The 20,198-nt window shown below is 63.6% G+C and carries 19 protein-coding genes and 1 pseudogene; 10 read left to right on the top strand and 10 right to left on the bottom strand.

Annotated features, from left to right (window positions below):
* Positions 1–3: 3 nt before the first annotated feature.
* Entirely contained in the window at positions 4–873 is an 870-nt protein-coding gene (locus NKH60_RS21855) for a polysaccharide deacetylase family protein (protein WP_352836382.1), read from the top strand.
* 12 nt (positions 874–885) lie between these two features.
* Here the strand turns inward: NKH60_RS21855 and NKH60_RS21850 are convergent, their stop codons facing one another.
* The 5 genes from NKH60_RS21850 to NKH60_RS21830 form a co-directional block, all read right to left on the bottom strand.
* Entirely contained in the window at positions 886–1,980 is a 1,095-nt protein-coding gene (locus NKH60_RS21850; RefSeq protein WP_352836385.1) for a Gfo/Idh/MocA family protein, read from the bottom strand.
* Positions 1,981–2,012: 32 nt separating this feature from the next.
* Positions 2,013–2,825 carry an ATP-binding cassette domain-containing protein gene (locus tag NKH60_RS21845; protein WP_352684808.1) on the bottom strand — a complete coding sequence of 271 codons (813 nt, stop codon included), beginning with the start codon at positions 2,823–2,825 and terminating at the stop codon, positions 2,013–2,015.
* Positions 2,826–2,839: 14 nt separating this feature from the next.
* Positions 2,840–3,955 (bottom strand): ABC transporter permease, encoded by a 1,116-nt coding sequence (locus NKH60_RS21840; protein WP_352836416.1) that lies wholly within the window; start codon positions 3,953–3,955, stop codon positions 2,840–2,842.
* 148 nt (positions 3,956–4,103) lie between these two features.
* A complete protein-coding gene (locus tag NKH60_RS21835; protein ID WP_352836388.1) occupies positions 4,104–5,072 on the bottom strand; it encodes a rhizopine catabolism ABC transporter substrate-binding protein in 969 nt (322 codons plus the stop codon).
* A 67-nt stretch (positions 5,073–5,139) separates the two neighbouring features.
* Positions 5,140–6,114: a polysaccharide deacetylase family protein gene (locus tag NKH60_RS21830; RefSeq protein ID WP_352836391.1), complete on the bottom strand. Its 975-nt coding sequence runs from the start codon at positions 6,112–6,114 to the stop codon at positions 5,140–5,142.
* A gap of 362 nt (positions 6,115–6,476) precedes the next feature.
* On the opposite strand from NKH60_RS21830, the gene NKH60_RS21825 reads away from it, so the two are divergent.
* Together NKH60_RS21825 and NKH60_RS21820 are read left to right on the top strand one after the other, a co-directional pair.
* Positions 6,477–7,721, top strand: coding sequence for a DegT/DnrJ/EryC1/StrS family aminotransferase (locus NKH60_RS21825; protein ID WP_352836393.1), 1,245 nt, complete (start codon positions 6,477–6,479; stop codon positions 7,719–7,721).
* 169 nt (positions 7,722–7,890) lie between these two features.
* Positions 7,891–8,334: an SRPBCC family protein gene (locus NKH60_RS21820; RefSeq protein ID WP_352542451.1), complete on the top strand. Its 444-nt coding sequence runs from the start codon at positions 7,891–7,893 to the stop codon at positions 8,332–8,334.
* Between the two features lie 31 nt (positions 8,335–8,365).
* On the opposite strand, the pseudogene NKH60_RS21815 reads toward NKH60_RS21820, so the two are convergent.
* From NKH60_RS21815 to NKH60_RS21795, 5 genes and pseudogenes are all read right to left on the bottom strand, one after another.
* Positions 8,366–8,731: pseudogene (locus NKH60_RS21815) on the bottom strand (GFA family protein).
* Positions 8,732–8,924: 193 nt separating this feature from the next.
* Positions 8,925–10,391, bottom strand: coding sequence for a rhizopine catabolism transcriptional regulator MocR (mocR, locus tag NKH60_RS21810; protein ID WP_352740684.1), 1,467 nt, complete (start codon positions 10,389–10,391; stop codon positions 8,925–8,927).
* A 4-nt stretch (positions 10,392–10,395) separates the two neighbouring features.
* The gene (locus NKH60_RS21805; protein ID WP_352453276.1) at positions 10,396–10,602 is read right to left on the bottom strand and encodes a LacI family DNA-binding transcriptional regulator; all 207 of its coding nucleotides are present in this window, start codon (positions 10,600–10,602) and stop codon (positions 10,396–10,398) included.
* Between the two features lie 201 nt (positions 10,603–10,803).
* Positions 10,804–11,715 carry a myo-inosose-2 dehydratase gene (iolE, locus tag NKH60_RS21800; RefSeq protein ID WP_352836398.1) on the bottom strand — a complete coding sequence of 304 codons (912 nt, stop codon included), beginning with the start codon at positions 11,713–11,715 and terminating at the stop codon, positions 10,804–10,806.
* Between the two features lie 119 nt (positions 11,716–11,834).
* Complete coding sequence (locus tag NKH60_RS21795; protein WP_352684759.1) at positions 11,835–12,122, bottom strand: DUF3175 domain-containing protein; 288 nt, start codon at positions 12,120–12,122, stop codon at positions 11,835–11,837.
* Positions 12,123–12,296: 174 nt separating this feature from the next.
* Here NKH60_RS21795 and NKH60_RS21790 point away from each other — a divergent pair, with 174 nt between their 5' ends.
* The 7 genes from NKH60_RS21790 to NKH60_RS21760 all read left to right on the top strand — a co-directional run bounded on the left by NKH60_RS21790 (position 12,297) and on the right by NKH60_RS21760 (position 20,195).
* Positions 12,297–13,529 (top strand): MFS transporter, encoded by a 1,233-nt coding sequence (locus NKH60_RS21790; protein WP_352491068.1) that lies wholly within the window; start codon positions 12,297–12,299, stop codon positions 13,527–13,529.
* 173 nt (positions 13,530–13,702) lie between these two features.
* Positions 13,703–14,731: an HTH-type transcriptional regulator GntR gene (gene gntR / locus NKH60_RS21785; RefSeq protein ID WP_352836401.1), complete on the top strand. Its 1,029-nt coding sequence runs from the start codon at positions 13,703–13,705 to the stop codon at positions 14,729–14,731.
* 110 nt (positions 14,732–14,841) lie between these two features.
* A complete protein-coding gene (locus tag NKH60_RS21780; RefSeq protein WP_352836404.1) occupies positions 14,842–15,012 on the top strand; it encodes a hypothetical protein in 171 nt (56 codons plus the stop codon).
* A gap of 509 nt (positions 15,013–15,521) precedes the next feature.
* Positions 15,522–16,646, top strand: coding sequence for a sugar ABC transporter substrate-binding protein (locus NKH60_RS21775; RefSeq protein WP_352473506.1), 1,125 nt, complete (start codon positions 15,522–15,524; stop codon positions 16,644–16,646).
* 47 nt (positions 16,647–16,693) lie between these two features.
* Positions 16,694–18,235 carry a sugar ABC transporter ATP-binding protein gene (locus tag NKH60_RS21770; protein WP_352456244.1) on the top strand — a complete coding sequence of 514 codons (1,542 nt, stop codon included), beginning with the start codon at positions 16,694–16,696 and terminating at the stop codon, positions 18,233–18,235.
* The gene (locus NKH60_RS21765; RefSeq protein WP_352465245.1) at positions 18,232–19,212 is read left to right on the top strand and encodes an ABC transporter permease; all 981 of its coding nucleotides are present in this window, start codon (positions 18,232–18,234) and stop codon (positions 19,210–19,212) included. The genes NKH60_RS21770 and NKH60_RS21765 overlap by 4 nt, the downstream gene beginning before the upstream one ends.
* Positions 19,209–20,195, top strand: coding sequence for an ABC transporter permease (locus NKH60_RS21760; RefSeq protein WP_352465244.1), 987 nt, complete (start codon positions 19,209–19,211; stop codon positions 20,193–20,195). The genes NKH60_RS21765 and NKH60_RS21760 overlap by 4 nt, the downstream gene beginning before the upstream one ends.
* Positions 20,196–20,198: the final 3 nt, after the last annotated feature.

The following is a 20,198-nucleotide window of genomic DNA, read 5'->3' as shown; positions in this document are numbered from 1 at the left end:
GAAATGACCGTAAAGACCGCAAGGAAGCGTGTCGTCATCCACGAGGACGACGTCGGCATGAGCCATGGCGCAAATGTCGCGTTTTTCGAACTGTCGAAGTTCGGCACATGCAGTTCCGGTTCGGTGATGGCGCCATGCCCGTGGTTCCCGGAAGCCGCTCAGATCGCCGTCGCCAATCCCGATTTCGACCTCGGCGTGCACTTGACGCTGACCAGCGAGCAGAAGCCGTATCGCTGGCGTCCGCTGACCAACCCGCCCAAATCGGCTGCGATAACTGACGAGTTCGGCTATTTCTGGCCGACCGTACCGCAGGCGCGCAAAGCCCATCCCGATGCGGTGGAAGCGGAACTGCGTGCGCAGATCGAATGCGCCATCGCTGCCGGCATCGACATCACCCATCTCGACGCTCACATGGGCACGGCGCAGATGCCGGAATTCATCGCCATCTATCGCAAGCTCGGCCGGGAATACCGGCTGCCGGCGCTGCTGGTGAAGGACCTGTCGGGCTACAACCCGGCGAGCTATGCCGGTGAGCTGGACATTGCCCGCTACGATGCCGAAATCGTAAAGGCGCAAGCGGCAGGCGAACCGGTGTTCGACATCGTTCTGGAAACGCCTTGGGCGCGCAAGACGGATGCGCAGACGGCCTACCACGCGATGTTTGCCAGAATCCCGGAGGGGTTGAGTTTCCTGTCGCTGCATTTCAACACGGTAGGCGATTTCGAGGCGATCAATCCTCCGGATGCCCATCTGCGGACCGAGGAATACGCGTTGTTCAAGACGGCGCGCGTCAAGGCGTGGATCAGCGAGTTCGACATCGAAGTGATCGGCATGCGCGGCATGCGTGATGAACTGCGCGCCGCCAAGATCTGAAAGCCGACGATCTTATGAGGCCAGATGCCGCCGGGTCAGCCCGATCAGCAGCGCCTGGTCGCGGGCGGCGTGTTCGGGTGGGTTGACGACCGCATCGCCATTGACGATCGCTGCCCAGAAGCCACGCATCTCTTCGACGAAGGCTTCGGCGTAACCGGCACGCAAATCTTTCTTCGACAGCGTGTGACCGTCCGAGGTCGTCACCGTCAGCCGGGTCGGATGATGGTTGAGCCAGGGCGAGGGGAATTCGAGCTCGAGGCTGGCATCGTCGAAGAACAGCGTTATCCGCTCCTTGTAGTCGGCGAGCTTGGGCACGATGAGATGCGTCATGGTCCACAGTGCCTGCCCGTCCAGCAGCCTGACGGCGCCGTGGCCGCCGTCGCCATTGGCAAAGATCTGCGCGCCGGCGACCTCGCCGTCCGGCACGCCGAGCGCATCGAGCAGGCCATGTACGGCATTGACATCGTGAATCAAGGCCGAGCTGTAAGCGCCGGTAAATCCACGGAAAGCGAGATCGGTCAGATGCACGCCGACGGCCTCTTCGACCTGGCGCTTCTGCTTTGCGGCGACAGTGGCGACCATGTCTTGTGGGATATCGGTACCGCGCCTGTAGGGCTGATGGGCGATGAACGGCCAGGCGTCGGGATCGTTTACCTCCACCGAGACCGCGCGCAGCGTGCTCGATGTTCCAGGCAGCGAAGCGAGCGCCAGCCGGTAATTCGGGTCGAAGCGCTTCATATAGCCGACCTGAACGATTTTCCTGACGGCATCGCGCGCGGCGATGATCCCGGCGATTTCCGCCAGCGAATAGCAGAGCGGCTTTTCGCAAAAGACATGCAGGCCAACCGCCAGCGCCGCCAGCACCTGTTCGTGATGCAGCGGGTCCGGCGAGCCGATCACCACCGCGTCGAGGCGTTGGTCGAAGAGCTGGTCGATCGTTTCGAAATTGGCAATGCCATGGGTGTCGGTGACGAACTGCCGCGAAATTCTGGAGGGATCGGCGACCCCGACCAGCTCGAACAATTCACCAAGGCGCAGCAGATTGGGGATATGCTCGACCTGCGAGATCATGCCGGCGCCGACGACCCCGACGCGTATCCTGCTCATTGGATCATTCCCCGCAATGTCCGATTGTCTGCTCAAGCCGCCGCAGGCGACCGGTTGCCGATCTGGGCGAGCAGGCCGGCAATCTCCGCTTCGACCGCCTTCAGATCCTCACCGCCCGACATGATCGAGATGACCTCGTCGCGCGAGATTTCCGATTTGGCGTAGGTGCCGCGATTGCGGCCGCGGTTGAGCAGCGTGAAGGTGTCTCCGACCGGATAGGCATGGTGGATGTTGTGGCTGATGAAGATCACGGCCAAACCCCGCATGCGTGCTTCGATGATGAACTTCAGCACCATCGCCGCCTGGTGGACGCCGAGTGCGGAAGTCGGCTCGTCGAGGATCAGCACGCGCGCGCCAAAATGCACGGCGCGGGCGATCGCCACCGACTGGCGCTCGCCGCCCGACAGCGTGCCGACGGCCTGCGTCGGATCGCGCACGTCAATGCCGATATCGGCCATCGCCTGCCTGGCAATGGTGTTGGCGCGCTCCTTGTCGATGCGCGAGAAGGGCAGGCTGCTTTTGGTCGGCTCGCGGCCGAGGAAGAAGTTACGGGTGATCGACATCAGCGAGATCATGCCGAGGTCCTGGAACACCGTTGCCACACCGAGCTCCTGCGCGTCGCGCGGGCTGCGGAAGGTGACCGGCTTGCCGTCGACCAGGATTTCGCCCTTGCTCGGCCGATAGACGCCGGACAAAACCTTGATCAGCGTCGACTTGCCGGCGCCGTTGTCGCCGAGCAGGCAGTGGACCTCGCCCGGATAGACCTTGATGTCGATGTCCTGGAGGGCACGCACCGAGCCGAAATTGACGCTGACGCCGCGCAGTTCCATTGCCGGTTCGGTCATTTCGGCCGGTTCGGTCATTTGCCGCCTCCGCGGCCGAGCGCCTTCAGCCTGATGTAGTTGTTGACCAGCACGGCCATCAGGATGACGATGCCGAGGAAGACCTTGAACCAGTCGGTGTCGATGCCGGTGTAGAAGATGCCCATCTGCACCAGCCCGAAGATCAGCGCGCCGAACAGCACGCCATAGACGGTGCCGTAGCCGCCGGTGAGCAGCACGCCGCCGATGACGGCGGCGATGATCGCCTCGAATTCCTTGAGCAGGCCGCGCGTGGTGTCGGCGGAGCCCGCCTCCATCACCTGGATGGTGGCAAGCAGCGTCGCCGCGCAGGCGGTGTAGACGAACAGGCTGATCTTGACGCGATCGACCGGCACGCCGACGTTGCGGGCTGCGATCAGGTCGCCGCCGGTGGCGAAGATCCAGTTGCCGTATTTCGTCTGGGTGAGCACGTAGCCGGCCAGCGCCGTCAGGCCGAGCCACCAGACGATCGACATCGGAATGCCGGCGACGAAGGGAATGCCGTCGCTGCGGGTGGCTATCCAGCCTTGAGCGCCCATCCAGTGGAACAGGCCGGTGAGCAGATGGCCGTTGAAAATGCCGGCCGTCGCCGGATCCGGTGCGCCTTCGAGTATGTAGGGGATCTGCGTGCGGCCGGTGACGGCGCGGGTGATGCCGATCGACAGTCCGCGCAGGATATAGAGGGTGGCGAGCGTGACGATGAAGGAGGGCAGGCGCGTCTTCACCACGATCAGGCCGTTGAGATAGCCGGTGAGCATGGCAACGGCGAAGGCACAGGCGATGCCGCCCCATAGCGGCAGGCCCCAGTACTTCACCGTCAGCCCGATGACGACACCGGCAAAGCCGACCATGGAGCCGACCGAAAGATCGAACTCGCCGGCGATGATGAGGAGTGCTGCCGCGGTGGCGACGATGCCGAGCTCCGCCGACAGCGTCAGGAAGGTCATCGATCCCTGCAGCGAATAGAGGTTTGCCGCGCCCGGCAGCAGCGCAAAGATGATGATCGTCGCAAGCAGCCCACCGGCGGCACCGGCTTCCGGCCGGCGCAGCCACTGGGTCAGCTTGCCGGTGCTGGCCAGCCGCTCGTCGGCGCCGGCGGCCCGCTTCGACGTCATGCCGAAGCGGTCGGTCGCCTTCAGTTCGCCCGGAGATATAGCCTTGTCTTCCACGACCGCCATTAGGCTCTCCAATCGCTCAATTCGCAATCTTCGAACGGATCGGGAGTGCGCTTGGCGCATTCTCCCGTTCCGTCGGAGCGCTTGCCTAGCGGATGCCCTCTTTGGCGAGCGCCAGGATCGCCTTGGCTTTTTCCGGCGAATCTATGAACAGCGGTCCGGTATAGGCGTTGTTCTGCGGCCAGAAGCCGTGCGTCGCCTGCTCGACCAGATAGATCACCGGCAGATAGCCCATCAGATATTGCTGGGCGTCCATGCCGAAGCCCATTTCGCCGGCGACGACAGAATCGAGGACCTCCGGGCTGATGTCGAATGTGTAGAGCTTGAGCTTGCCGAACAGTTCCTTGTCGCGGAACATCGGGATCAGCGGGTTGGCGGCGGTGGCGCCAAGCGCAAAGACGGCCTGCGTGTCGGGATGCGCCGACAGATAGGCTTCCGTGCGGCGCTGGATGTCTGCGGGATCCGGCGCCACGGCCAGAACCTCGGTGCCGCCGCCGGAGGGCTTCAGCCCGTCATTGAGGCCCTGGCAGCGCTGGTCGAGGCTGACATTGCCGACCTCGTGGTTGATACAGACGACCTTGAGCGTGCCTTCCTTGGCCAGCCGCTCGCCGGCCTTCTTGCCGGAATCATATTCGGAAACGGTGCCGACATAGAGCGTCGTGCCGAGCTCGGCGCCTTCCTTTTCGCCGGAATCCAGAACCACCATGGGAATATTGGCGGCAAGCCCGGATTTGACCGATTTGCCGAGCGCATTGGCGTCGGCGATGGAGACGGCGATACCGTCCGGCTTGGTGGCGATTGCGGCGTCGAGAAGCCGGGCCTGCTCGACCACGTCGAAGACCTGCGGCGCGTAATATTCGACCTTGGCGCCGGTAAGGGCGGCCGCGTCATCGACGCCGCGCTTGACCACCGACCAATAGGGATCGGACGCCGACCCATGCACCACGAAGGTGATGCGGACGTCCTTCGGATCCTTGAGACCCGCAGCATACGCAATGCCTGTCATCAGGCCCGCCGAAACGAAGACGCCCAATGCCACTTTCAGAAGAGTTTTCATCTTATTCTCCCATTTGTCGTTGCAGTTCCAATCCCTCTGGCGCCGTTTTCCGGCCGCGACGATCGGCTCACGTTGCGGATCGGGTGGCCGCTTTGCGGGCCTTTGCCGACGCCGATCGCTGTTCGCCCACGTTGTTGCCGCGGGCTGTTGTTGATGATCGCCCGGCCGAGAGCGCTGCGCGAAGCTCCTCGCGCAACGGCTTCATGCCGATGACATCGATCGGCTGTGCGGCGAGCCAGTCGCGAAAGCCCTGGTCGCGGAACAGCTCGTACTCTTCGGTGCGGATATAGGCGGAGCGCGGCTCGATAAGCTCGAGTTCACCGGGCGCGTTGCAATGCAGGCAAAAGAAGGTCAGGCCGTCGCGCACACCGTCGATGAGCGCCTTGTAAGCCGGCTCGATCGGCCTGGAGCGCGGCCGGCCCCAGGTCGTCTGGATGGCGGCGTCGAAAATGGCAAAGCCGCCGGCACGGGCCAGCGCCACGCCGCGCTGGAACGCCTCCTCGGTGACGCCGACCAGATTGTCGTTGGGGGAATAGGCGGACAGCGTCTTGGTCAGCAGCACCGGCAGCTGATATTCGAGCCCGAGCTTGATGTAGATGTTGCAGAATTCCGGCGACAATGCCGCTCCCATATGCGCGTCGAGGTGGGTGACGTCGATGCCGGCGCGATAGGCGGTGTCGATCTGGGCGCGAAGCTCGGCCTCGACCGCCTGCGGCACCGCCTTGCGGCGCGTGGTCGCCACATCGGGCCAGAAGAAGCCGAACTCGTCGGTCAAGCCGGCCGCCCGCGACGGCGCGGTCAACGGCCGCCATTTGTAGTGCTGCTTCTCGCTGTTCAGCGTCAGGTGGACGCCAAGGTCGACGGCAGGGTTGGCGACGGCGCTTTCGGCCATTTCGAGGAACCACGGGCACGGCACCATCACCGCGCCGGAACTGCAGACACCCAGCCCGCTCAATTCGAGGAAGGCGCTGTTGGCGCCGTGGCACATGCCGACATCGTCCTCGTGGAGTACGATCCGTTTTCTGGAGCCGGCGGCGTTCACGAACGGCCGCCTTTCCGCCGGCACGCCGGTTTCGAGGGTCTTCCAAAGTGTGTCCCGTATTTCATGGAACCAACCGTTTGCCCAACTGGCCGGAATGGAACGCCGAAACCTGCCTTTCCGACAGGGCCACTTTGGCGAATTCGGATGGGTACGATTTGCCTGCCGGCTGAGACACTTAGCTGCCGATTCCCCCAATCACGGTTCAAAACCAGTCACAGGAACCGTCTTCCGGGCGCAGATGGCTTGGTCGAATAGCGGCGGAGTGGTTCTTTCAAACCGTGCCGACAAGCCTACAGCTGTCCACACCATCAAGCGACCACATTATCAAGTGACCCACACTATCAAGTGACTGGAGGCCTGTCATGTACATCGCCGGCGAAGAGGAAATCGAAGCCATTGCCAGGGTGATCCGCTCGGGCGCGCTGTTTCGTTACGGCAGGGACAGCGAATGCGACCGTTTCGAGGCCCGCTATGCGCAGCATCTTGGCGTCGAGCATTTCGCGCTGGCCGCAAGCGGCACCTATGGGCTCGCCGCCGGCCTGATCGGCCTCGGCATCGGCCCGGGGGACGAAGTGCTGGTGCCGGCGCACACCTATATGGCGACCGCGACCGCGGTGCTTTCGGTCGGGGCCATTCCCGTCATCGTCGACATCGACGAGAGCCTGACCATCGATCCCATCGCCCTGCGCGATGCCATCGGGCCGCGCACCAGGGCGGTCATCCCGGTGCATATGTGGGGCGCGGCCTGCAACATGAATGCGATCATGGACATTGCTGCCAAGCGCGGCTTGCTGGTGCTGGAGGATGTCTGCCAAGGCATCGGCGGCGGCTATGAGGGCCGCAAGCTCGGCTCGATCGGCCATGCCGGCGCCTATTCCTTCAACTACTTCAAGAACATGACCTCGGGCGAGGGCGGCGGTATCGCCACCAGCGACCCGAAAGTGGCAGAGCGGGCGCGCTGCGCCATCGACCCTTGCCATTTCTACTGGCAGGGCAGAAGCGACAGCATCAAACCCTTCGCCGGCATCGGCGCGCGTGCTTCCGAACTGATGGGGGCGATGCTCAACGTCCAACTCGACCGGCTGGACGGCATCATCGAGGCGATGCGAGCCGAGAAGAAGACGGTGCTGGCCGGTACCCGCCACCTTAGCAATCTTGGGCTGACGCCGTCGCCGATGAACAGCGCGGACGACGATTGTGCCGCACAGGTGATGTACCTGCTGCCGAGCGAGCAGGCGGCGCAGACTTTTTCGAAGACCATTCCGAGCGTCGTTGCCGGCAAGACCGGCCGTCACAATTTCACCCAGTGGGACCAGGTGCTGATGCATGAAGGCGCGCATCACCCGGCGCTCAATCCTTACGCACTGCCCGAGAACCAGGGCCTGCGGCTGGATTATTCCGACGACCTCGGCAAGCGCTCGCTCGACATCCTCAACCGCACCGTGATGGTCGCCATGAACCCGGCGCACAGCGATACCGACATTCAGGACATGATCCACAACATCGATGCGGCGGCGCGGGTGGCGCTGGAGAATGCTTCGCTCGATGATATCGAATTGCGCAAGGCGGCACCGGTTGATCTGCAGAAGTTCGACAGTGTGAACTAGACCAGATCCGGCGCGGTTTGCTACCCTGCGGTCGAGTTCCTTGTCCGGTGGCCGGCCGAGGATTCTGGCCGGCATAACCGGCTGCCAAAAAATCCGCGGGCCCGTGTCGGATAGGCCGGGCTCCGCTCGTCCTAGGGGGCATCGATCACCAACACGGAGGATTAACGATATGCCCGGCACCGTACGGTTGCACCGCGTTCTGACAACCAGCCCGGAGAAAGTCTACCGCGCGTTCCTCGAAGCGGATGCACTTGCGAAATGGCTTCCGCCGAACGGCTTCACCTGCACGGTTCATCATTTCGAGGCGAAAGTCGGCGGTGCGTTCAAAATGTCCTTCCGCAACTTCACCACCGGCGACAGCCACTCGTTCGGCGGCGAATATGTCGAGCTCGTGCCCAATGAGCGACTGCGTTACACCGACCGGTTCGACGACCCCAACCTGGCCGGCGAGATCGAGGTGACCGTGACATTGAAGAAAGTGTCGGTCGGCACCGAAGTGAATATCACGCAGGCAGGTATCCCAGACGCCATCCCGGTTGAGGCCTGCTATCTCGGCTGGCAGGAGTCGCTGCGAAATCTGGCGAAGCTCGTTGAACCCGAGATCAACCAGTAAGGTAAAGCGCTGCGCTGGCGGGTTGGCGTCGCTAACCGGAAACCCAGGGATGACGCCGTTCTTCCCACCCAACATGCGCCGGGGCCGGAAAGGCGGGATCGGCGAAGCAGCCGACCGCGACGGCGATCCATTCAGGCTTTCGCTCGGGCTCCCAGAAGACGCTCGAGCCGCAGCCCGGGCAGAAATGGAAAGTGACGTGGTGGCCGCTCCGAGCTGACCGCCTGTAGGTCCTGGCGTCGCCTCTGGCTTCTACCTTGTCGCGCGCAAAGAAGGCGGCGACGCCCTATGTGCTGCCGGTCCGTTTCTGGCAGTCGAGGCAGTGGCACTGTGCGACCAGCTGCGGCTCTCCGTTACAGGAGATCCTCAGTTGCCCGCAGGCACAGGATGCGGTTCTCATGGCAATCCTCATGGTTCAGATGAATGCGTTGCCCGCCAATACCGGCGGTGGGCATGCTTCTGGTTTTCGGGGAGGTTCGGCCTTGGGAAGCGCGCTTTGCGCGAACGCCGAAAACAAGGACCGACGCCCCATATTCCTAATCACTGCGGGCGACCGACTCAACCCCGCGGTGAACGAGATGGAGAGCCTGGCTCTAGCTTCTATCCAATCTTAGGAACGCGGCGCGCAACGCCAGAACGGCGCGCAGGATCTGACGTTCGTCCATCGCCGCATAGCCGAGCAGCAGGCCGTGCTCGGGCTCAGTGGAATGATAGTTGATGGAGATGCCCTGAACGTCGAGCCCCTCCTTGAGGGCGGCGGCGACCACGTCGCTGTCCTTATAGGGCCTGACGAAGCTCGCCAGCAGCTGCATGCCGGAATCGTTTTCCGTGACGATCAGCCATTCGGCCAGATGCTCCTGGCACAGCTTGACGAAGTTCGCCTGCCGGCGCGCATAGAGCCGGCGCATGCGCTTGAGGTGCGTGGCGAAATAGCCCTGCATGATGAAGTCGTTGACCGTTGCCTGCAGGATCAGCGGCGCGAACTGGCCGGTGATGCTCACCGCCCGGTCGAACGGAACCGACAATTCGCGCGGCACGATCAGATAACCGATGCGCAGCGCCGGAATCAGCGTCTTGCCGAAGCTGCCGATATAGACGACGCGGTCGGCATGGTCGAGCCCGCGCAGCGCCGGCACCGGCCGGCCGCGGAACCGGTATTCGCCGTCATAGTCATCCTCGACGATCCAGGCGCCGTTGCGTTCGGCGATGTCGAGCAGTTGCAGCCGCTCCTCGATGCGCATGATGGTGCCGAACGGCCATTGGCAGGATGGCGTCACATAGATTAGCCGCGGCGGCGGCAGCTCCGGATCGGCAAGATGCCAGCCGCGCCGGTCGACCTTCAACGGTGCCAGCTTGGCGCCGCTGGCGAGAAAGGCGCTTTTGGCGCCGAGATAGCCGGGCTCTTCCATCCAGACATGGTCGCCTTCGTCCATCAGCACGCGCGAGACCAGATCGAGCGCTGCCTGCGCACCGGTGACGATGATCACCTGGTCGGCGGTGCAACTGATGCCGCGCGACAGGCCGATGGTCGAGGCAATGGCCTGGCGCAGGCCGGGGTGACCGGCAAAGGAGAGATAACCAAGCAGACTATCGTCGCGGCTGCGTGCATTGCGCACCAGAAGGCTTGACCAGATGGTGAACGGAAACGATGCCGTTTCAGGCACGCCGGGATGGAAATTGATGACGCCGGCATTACGCGGCGGTTGCGGGCCGTTGACGATGGTCTGACCGCGCCGCGACAGCTTTTGCGGCGCTGCCAGTCCGGCGCGCAGGGATGCCAAGGGGCGGTTCTGCTGGATCGGCGCCACCCAGGTGCCCGATCCGGCACGCGCCTCGATGAAACCTTCGGCAAGGAGCTGGTCATAGGCGGCGATGACCGTGTTGCGCCCGACCTTCAGATCTTCGGCCAGCGAGCGCGTCGACGGCAGCAACGTGTTCTGCGGGATCTGGCCGTCAAGGATGAAGCGTCGCAAGGCGCCGTAGATCTGCCGGTGCATCGGTTCTTCCGAGGCGCGGTCGACCGACATGATGTCGAGGGAGAGGCGCATGTGGTCGGGCAAGGCACTATCCCCCGACGAACCGGGCGGCGCGGGCGATCTTTTCCTCGTTGAGCCGGCAGACGGTGTCGAGCACCAGTCGCCTGGTTTCGGGACGGATCTCGCGGCTGTTCTTCAGCGCGCGATGCACGGTGGCGGCACCGAGTTCCGCCTTCTCGGCAATCTCCCGGATGGTGCAAAGCCGTTCCATGCCAAGCGCAGCTTCGAAAGCCATGTCGCTCCTCCTCGGTTGCATCAAGGCACGGCTTCCAGCCGGCCTCAAGCTTGAAAGTCGGGGTTTGCAATCCAGAGCCGGGATTCTGCGATCCGCGCCGCGCAGGGAGCAAGGCGGCGCGGATAGCCGGGCGCTTTCGCGTCGCTAACCCCATCGAGGCGCGCGCCCATCGTGTTCCCCCGGCTCGCAAATGCGGGCCGGTCAGTTTGCCTGCCGCGTCGCCACTTCGAAGCCGGCCTCGCGGGCGGTGGCGAGCAGCGAGAAATAGCCCTTGCTGGCATAGGTCAGCGGATGCGCCTTGGCCGGATCCTGCTCGGCTTCGACAACGAGCCAGCCTTCATAGCCGCGCGCGGCGAGGGGTTTCAGCAATGACAGGAAATCGATCGAGCCGTCGCCGGGCACGGTAAAAATGCCGTCCATTACCGCCGCCATGAAGCTCATGTCCTCGCGGCGTGCCCGTTCCAGCACCGCTCTGCGAACGTCCTTGCAATGGAAATGCACTATACGGTCGAGATGCCGTTGCAGCAGCGATTGCGGGTCGCCGCCCGAAAACAGGCAGTGGCCGGTATCGAACAACAGGCCGACGCTTCGGCCCGTCGCCGCCATCAGCCTGTCGACTTCATCGTCCGTTTCGACGATGGTGCCCATGTGGTGGTGGAAGGCCATGCCGACCCCGAATGCGGCCATGCGGTCGGCGAGGGCGGTCAGTTTCACGCCATAGGACGGCCAGTCGCCGTCGGCGAGGCGCGGACGCTCGGAGATCGGTGCGAAAATGCCGTCATGGCGACCGCGCGAGGTGTCGGCGTAGACGACGATCCTGGCGCCAAGGTCGCGCAACAGCTGAAGATGTGGGGTGATCGCCGCGAATTCCTCGTCGACCGTGCGGTCGAGAATGCGGCCATCATACCAGCCGGAGACGAGTTCCAGGCCATAGGAAGACAGGAGCGGCCCAAGCACTTCGGCCTGGCGCGGAAATTTGCCGCCGAGTTCGGTGCCGCGGTAGCCGGCCAGCGCGGTTTCCGACAGGCAGGTGTCCAAGGACGTATCCCCGCCAAGCGCCGGAACGTCGTCATTGCTCCAGGTAATAGGATTGATGCCGATCTTGACCGTCATGACGCCAGGCTTTTGCGGGCTTGGGAATACAAGCCGAGCCTGCAGACTGGCGACAAAGAGGCCCTGTCACTAGGTCCAGTTCAGCCGAATTTGGCAGAACCAATCAATGGAGACCGACCCTAATCTTCCTTTGGGCGGCCAAAAAGGGCGCGCAGCTCGTCTTTGGCGTCCTCCAGCACTTTCTTCTGCGCCGCCGGCAGGTTCTTGCCGGCGCGGTTGATGTAGAAATTCAGCATCGACATGGCGGATTGAAACGGCCCTGCCTTGCGTCGGTCGCTGTGCTCGGCCGATCGCTTCAAAGAGGCGGCGATCTTCTTGGGATCGTGGGATTCGAAGATGTGTTCCTCGAGGTCCAGCGCTTCGCTGTGCTCGGTGACGTCGGCGGACCATTTCCGTTGCGCGGTCATGGCAAACTCCTTCCACTAGGTCGTTGCCGGAAAACGCCTTATGGCGCACCCCTGTTCCACTTCGGCCCGAATCCCTGGAGCCACGGATTTGCCTGTCGTGGCGCTGCTCGGCGATGCGAATGCGCCGATAGTGGTCAGAACCGCCGATTCAAGAACTGCGGACAGGAAACGCTCTTGACCCCAATCGTCTCAAGCCAGGCAGGAAGTTCCGGCATCGACAGTGCCTATGCCTGGATACGGCTGGGCATCTCGATGCTGCTGGCAACGATCGGCGGGGTCGGCATGTGGGCGGTGGTCGTGGTGCTGCCTGCCGTGCAGGCAGAATTCGGCGTCGATCGCGCCGCTGCCTCGATGCCCTACACCGCGACCATGGTCGGCTTTGCCGCCGGTAATGTGCTGTTCGGCCGCGCCATCGACCGCATGGGGTATTGGATCCCGGCGCTGATTGCCGCGATTACACTTGGCGCCGGCTTCCTGCTGGCGTCGCTGACCAGTTCGATCCTGCAGTTCACCCTCGTCCAGGGCCTGTTGATCGGCGTTGGCTCGTCGGCGATCTTCGGGCCGCTGATCGCCGACATCTCGCACTGGTTCAACCGGCGCCGCGGCGTCGCGGTGACGGCTGCCGCATCCGGCAACTATCTCGCCGGAGCGATCTGGCCGACGGCGATGCCCTATGTCATGCAGGCGCAAGGCTGGCGCTTCACCTATGCCGCGATCGGCGCCGTCTGCCTGGTCACCATGGTGCCGCTGATCCTGCTGCTCCGGCGCGGCGCACCGCCCCAGGCGGCTCCGGGATCGCCGGGGAGCCGCGTGGTGCAGCCGATCTCACTGTCGCCGGCGGCCTTGCAGGCGCTGCTCATCGTCGCCGGGCTCGGCTGCTGCGTGGCGATGTCGATGCCGCAAGTCCATATCGTCGCCTATTGCATGGATCTCGGCTACGGCGTGGCGCATGGCGCCGATATGCTGTCGATCATGCTGGCGGCGGGCGTAGTCAGCCGGCTTGGCTCCGGCTTTCTTGCCGATCGCATTGGCGGCGTGAAAACCCTGCTGATCGGTTCGGTGCTGCAATGCCTGTCGCTGCTGTTCTATATCCCGTTCGACGGGCTTGCCTCGCTCTATGTCGTCTCGCTGGTCTTCGGCCTGTCGCAGGGCGGCATCGTGCCCTGTTATGCGATCATCGTGCGCGAATATATGCCAGCCAAGGAGGCTGGCCAGCGCGTCGGCATCGTCATGATGGCGACCATCTTCGGCATGGCGATTGGCGGCTGGATGTCGGGCTGGATCTACGACCTGACCGGCTCCTATGCCGCCGCGTTCCTCAACGGCATTGCCTGGAACCTGCTGAATATTTTGGCCATGGTGCTGCTGCTGTGGAAGGCCCGGCGCAGCGCTGCTGTGGCGGCCTGAAGCACAGCGGTACGGATACAGTCTCTCCGGCCGTCGCTTGACAATAGCCGAAGGCTGCGCGACGCCAGACAAGGTGTGGCAACGGGCCAGTTTGGCATGGCAGCAGTTTCAAAAACGCTGAACATCGTTTCACGGTCGCGTGTGGGCGGTTGCCCGGCGTCCGGACGAGTACGGTGATCAAGCCGCGCTCACGCCGCGGCGGCGGCCGCCCGACCATCGCCGACGTCGCCCGCAAGGCCGGCGTCGGCGCCATTACCGTATCGCGCGCCCTGCGTGAGCCGGGGCGTGTCTCGGAAGATCTGCGCCGCCAGATCGAGTCGGCCGTGAACGAGCTCGGCTATGTGCCCGACCCGAATGCGCGGGCGCTGGCTTCGGCGCGCGCCGAGGTCTTTGGCGTTCTGGTGCCGTCGCTTACCAACAACGTCTTTGCCGAAGTGGTGCGCGGCATCTACGACAGCCTGTCGGACGGCCCTTTCCGGATTCAGCTCGGCAACACCCACTATTCCGGCCTTGAGGAAGAGCGGCTGCTGCAGGTGTTTGGCCCGCAACGCCCGGCGGCGCTGATCGTGGCCGGCATCGACCAGACGCCGGCCTCGCGAAAACTGCTGGAAACGGCAGGCTGTCCGGTGGTGCAGGTGATGGAGACCGGGCCCGATCCGGTCGACATGATGGTCGGTTTCTCACATTTCGAGGGCGGCAAGGCGGCTGCGGAACATCTGATCGAGGCAGGCTATCGCCGGATCGGCTTCATCGGTGCGCGCATGGATCCGCGTTCGCAGCGGCGGCTTGCCGGCTATCGCGCGGCGATGGAGGCGGCCGGCCTGTGCGATCCGAGGCTCACCACCACGACGCCGGTGCCCTCCAGCGTCACCCTCGGTCGCGAATTGTTCCGCGACGCGCTGGCCAAGGTGCCGAGCCTCGATGGGGTGTTCTGCAACAATGACGATATCGCCCTCGGGGTGCTGTTCGAATGCCATCGCGCTTCGATCGCCGTGCCGAAGACGATCGGCATCGTCGGCTTCAACGATCTCGACATGATGGAGGTGGCGTTTCCGTCGGTCACCAGCGTTCGGACCTATCGTTACGAGATCGGCCGGCGGGCGGTCGCCATGGCGCTTGCGGCGATCGAGGGCAATAGGCCGGAGTCGCGCGTTGTCGACCTCGGCTTCGAACTCAAGCGGCGTGAAAGCACGGCGCGCTGAAAGCTCGAAAAAAGGGTCCGGCGATCCGGTAGTATTCGAGCACCATCGCGATGCGCCGGAGGTGTTCGAGGAACTGAGTAGGTCTCGGACACCTACGCAGGCCAGGGTCCATGAACATCTGGGCGACTTCCTATGGGAAAATCCGGAGGCCGAACCGCTTCATTGAGGCGCATAGTTCTCCAGACGGCAAGGTCGTTCTTGGCCCAGTTCTCCACAATCTGGCGGTCTTCATCGGAAAGAAGGAGCGCAAGGCTCGCCAGTACATCGAATACGCCAGCTGAGTAGCCACGGCGGTACATGTGTTCCAGTTTTGGATCAATATGTCCTTCCATCATTGGCTCCCCACATCCAGCGTTGTTCTGCGCAAAGCGACGAAACAGTAATGCGTTTCATAGACGCTGTCGCCGTTTTGGATGCAACGGATCGACGGGTGGCGCAGGTGTCGTCGCGACCTCGGCTTCGAACTCAAGCGGCGTGAAAGCACGGCACGCTGAAGCGCGCTTCAACGCAATGGCGCTTTACACTACGTCATGGTAGCGCTACCAGTTATCGCCGGGCAGTACTTCGCTCAGAGGATGGGGGCTGTTTATTATACATAAGCGACAGCTCATGCTTGTTTATTATGTATAATATGATAGTTTTTGCGGGACTAGCCGGGCAGCAAAGGAGGGGATCGGGTCGGCATTCGGCCACCTGAACGCGCGACGGGTACGGCGGGAGGTGCCGGGCCGGAAAAAGCGCAAATTCATCGGCGTAACAACAAACAAAACTGCAACTGGGAGGAATATCGATGATCAAGTCACTCGTTGGCGGTATCGTTGCCGCCACTGCTTTCGTCATGCTGAGCTCGTCGGCGATCGCCGATCCTGAAATCGTCAAGGGGCCATCGGCCGAGCCTGACTGCTTCGCGCCCTGGTCGGCCGATACGCAGTTCTTCAAGTTCCCCAAGAAAGACGGCCCGTACCGCATCGCTCTGGCCAACGGCTATATCGCCAACACATGGCGCATCCAGATGGTGCAGACGGCAAAGGCCTATGCAGCGCAGCCGGACGTCGCGGCCAAGCTCAAGGAATTCAAGGTGGTCTCGACCGGCGAAGACGTGCCGGCGCAGATTTCGGCGATCAACAATTTCATCGATTCCGGCTATGACGCGATTGTCGTCAACGCCCAGAACCCGACCGCATTCGGTCCTGTCATCAAACGGGCCAAGGAAGCCGGCGTGGTGCTGGTCGCCTTCGACAACATCCTCGACACCAAGGATGCCATCAACGTCAATGTCGACCAGAAAGGCCTTGGCGAATTGTGGGGCAACTGGCTGGTCAAGCACGTGCCGAACGGCGGCAAGGTGCTGGAAGTGCGCGGCGTCGCCGGCACATCCGTCGATACCGACCGCCATAACGGCATCCACGAGGTTCTCGACGCTTCCGGCAAGAAATGGGATGTCACCGAGGTCGTCGGCAAGTGGGATGACGGCGTTGCGCAAAAGGCTACGGCCGATGCCATTGCCACCAACGGCCCCTTCGACGGCATTACCGGACAGGGCGGCGATACCGGCATCGTGCAGGCGATGATCGATGCCAAGCATCCGTTCGTGCCGTTCGGCGGCGAGACGGAGAACGGCTTCCGCAAATTCTGCGCCAAGTTCGCCGCTGACGGCCTGAAATGCTCGTCGGCCGGCACCGGCCCGGCGCAGGTCGCGGTTGCCATCAAGACGGCGATTGCAGCACTTGAAGGCCAGGTCGTGCCGCAAGCGGTCAAGCTGCCGCTGGCGATCGTCGAGGATCCGAACTTCAAGGCAGGCCAGGACTACTTCCCCGACCAATCCGACAATTTCTTCGTCGGCAATTCCTTCCCGACCTGCGGCATCAATTTCACGGCGCAGGAAATCATGGGCCAGAGCAAGGAAAACCAGTAAACTCCGACAGCCCGACATCCTGATTGCCAAGCGCCTGGGGAGGGCCGATGGACGGTGCGGTTCCGCTCTTCCGCATGGAAGGCATATCCAAGCGCTATGGCGGCGTGCGGGCGCTGGAGAAGGCCGAACTGTCGGTCACTCCAGGCAGCATCCACGCCATTCTCGGCGAGAACGGCGCCGGCAAATCGACGCTGATCAAGGTCATGGCGGGGGTCGTCGCGCCCGACGAGGGCCGCATGATGCTGGACGGAAGCGAAGTTACCTTCGCTTCGCCGGCCGCTGCCAACCAGGCCGGCATCGTCTGCATCTTCCAGGAACTGTCGCTCGTCCCCGAACTCAGCGTTGCCGACAACATCGTCATTTCCGATCCGCCGAAGCGTTTCGGCATGATCGACCGCAAGGCGCAGCGCCGCATCGCCGAAGAAGCCCTGGCTCGCGCCGGCGCTTCCGATATCCATCCGCTGGCGCTGGTCAAGGATCTTCCCCTTTCAAGAAGGCAGATGGTCGAGATCGCCAAGGCACTGGCGCGCAAGCCACGCATCCTGATCCTCGACGAGGCGACCTCGGCGCTGACCGCGGCCGACGTCGCCAGAGTTTTCGCCGTGTTGAAGCGGCTGCGTTCGGAAGGGCTGGCGCTGCTCTATATATCGCACCGCATGAACGAGATCGCCGAGCTGGCCGACCAGTGCACGGTGTTCCGCAATGGCCGCAATGTCGCCAGCTACGCGGCCGGTACAAAAAGCGACAACGAGGTCGTCGAACTGATGATCGGGCGCGAATACAGCCACATCTTTCCGCCCAAGCCCGCGCGGGCGGCTGCCGCAGCCACGCCGGTTCTGGAGGCGCGCAGCCTGTCCTGGACGGATCGGCTGCACGATGTCTCGCTATCGGTCGGGGCGGGCGAGGTGGTCGGGCTTGGCGGCCTCGACGGCCAGGGCCAGCGCGAATTGCTGCTCGCCTTCTTCGGTGTGCTGCGTGGCCTGTCGGGCCAGATCCTGATCGACGGCAGGCCGGTGGCGATCGCCAGCCCGGCCGCGGCGCGCGACGACCGGATCGGCATGGCGCTGATCCCGGAGGACCGCAAGACCGAGGGGCTGATGCTGCCGATGACGGTGCGCGAAAACCTCTCATTCGCTGCCCTCGACCGGCTGTCCAGGGCCGGCATCATCGATCGCGCCGCCGAGCAGCGGCTGATCGACGATATGGTGGGTCTCCTGGCGATCAAGACCGCCGGCCTCGACATTCCGGTCGGCGCGCTATCCGGTGGCAACCAGCAGAAGGTCGTCATCGCCAAATGGCTGATGCGGCAGCCGCGCATCATCCTGCTCAACGATCCGACGCGCGGCATCGACGTCGGCACCAAGCAGGAGCTCTACCAGTTGATGCGCAAGCTTGCCGACCAGGGTGCGGCGATCCTCTTCTATTCGACCGACTATGACGAGCTGATCGGCTGCTGCGACCGCGTGCTGGTGCTCTATGACGGCGCGGTCAAGCGTGAACTGGTCGGCGCCGAAATCACCGAGCGGGCCTTGATCGCCAGCGCGCTCAACATTCACGAAGAGATGCCAAAGCAAGGAGCGGACGCGTGAAGGATTGGCGCTACTGGCTTGCCGAACAGCGCGGAACGCTACTGGCGTTCGGCATCTTCGTCGTCATGTTCGTCATCTACACCTCGAACCATCCGGCGGGCTTCACCGCCAACGTCGTGCAGACGGCCTCGAACAAGGGCGTGCTGCTCGCCTTCGTCGCCATGGCGCAAACGCTGGTGGTGATCACCGCCGGCATCGATCTCTCGGTCGGGATGATCTTCACCCTGACCAACTGCCTGGCGTCGTGGCTGGTCGTCGGCACCGGCATCGAGACCGCCGTCGGCGTCATCGCCGTGCTCGGCACCGGGCTGCTGTGCGGGGCAATCAACGGCGCCATCGTCATCTATGGACGCCTGCAGCCGATCGTCGCCACTATCGCCACCGGTGCGGTCTATTTCGGCATTGCGCTGCTGCTTCGGCCGTTTCCGGGCGGCTCGGTCAATGAAGGGCTCGCCGATGCGCTGACCGGGCGCCTGTTTGGTATTGTGCCGGCGAGCCTGGTGGCGCTGCTGGCGGTCGTGCTTGTCGTCTGGGTGCCGTTCAGCCGGTCGGTGCTCGGCCGCGCCGCCTATGCGGCCGGCTCCTCGGAGATGGCGGCCTACATGTCCGGCGTGCCGATCCGGCGTGGAAAGTTCGCCGCCTATGCGCTTGCCGGTCTGCTTGCCGCGATCGGCGGGCTGTTCCTGACGTTCTTCACCTATACCGGTGATGCGGCCTATGCCAGCGGCAACGCCTATACGCTGTTTTCGATTGCCGCGGTCGTGCTTGGCGGCGTGTCGCTGTTCGGCGGCAAGGGCAGCGCCATCGGCGCGATCTTCGGCGCGCTTGCCTTCCGCACCATCGGCGACCTGCTGTTCGTCTTCGATTTCGATCCGCTCTGGCAGCCCCTGTTCCAGGGCGTCATTCTGCTGATCGCGGTCAGCCTCGGCGCCTTCGCCCTGTTTCGGGTCCGCAACCGGCTGGAGTGGTTCCTGTGAGCGAAACGACTGTGAGTGGTCTCGCCGGCCGCATGCCGAAATTCCTCCGCCGCGCCGACCCGGCGGTGCTGACGGCGTTCGCCTGTATCGTGCTGCTGCTGTTCCTCGGCAGCCTCTATTCGCGCAGCTTCCTGTCGCCTGAATACCTTTTGCAGCAGCTCAAGGTGGCGTCGTTTCTCGGCGTCATCGCGACCGGCATGATGCTGGTCATCCTGCTCGGCCAGATCGACCTGTCGGTGCCCTGGTCGGTGGCGGCCGGCGCGATGATGGCCTGTGCCGCGGCCGCATACGGCCCGGTCGGCGTGGCGCTTGCCATTCCGTTCGGCATCTTCTGCGGTGTTCTGATCGGCATCGTCAACGGCATCGGCGTTGCCTATCTGCGCATTCCCTCGATGATCATCACGCTTGCCACCAACGCCGTCGCGCAGGGGCTGATGGTGGTCTATACGGGCGGTTTCTCGCCGCAGGATTCGGCGACCGGTGCGATGCGCTATCTGGCGACCGGCTTTGCCGTTCCTGCCGTGCCCAACGCCGTCCTCATCTGGGCGCTGATCGGCGCCGCAATGGTGTTCGTGCTGACCCGCACCGGCTTCGGCCGCACCGTTTACGGCATCGGCAATCGCGAGCGTGCCGCCTATCTTTCCGGTATCGACACGCGGCGCGTGGTGATGATCGCCTTTGCGGTTTCGGGCGGGCTCTCCGCCTTCGGCGGCGTGCTGTTGGCCGGCTATGCCTCCAAGGCGGCACAGTCGATGGGCGACGCCTATCTGCTGCCGTCGATCGCCGCGGTTGTGCTCGGCGGCACGTCGATCCTCGGTGGGCGCGGCTCCTATCTCGGCACAGTCGCCGGGGTAATCCTGATCACGCTTCTGCAGTCCATTCTCTCTGTCATGCAGATGCCGGAGGCGGGACGGCAGATCATCTACGGCGTCGTCATCGTCGCCATGCTGCTGCTCTATGGCCGCGCGCCGGCAAGCCGCTGACCT

This window comes from Mesorhizobium sp. M1006 (genome assembly GCF_040318825.1).
GTDB lineage: Bacteria > Pseudomonadota > Alphaproteobacteria > Rhizobiales > Rhizobiaceae > Mesorhizobium.
This window is presented reverse-complemented; position numbering and strand designations above follow the sequence as displayed.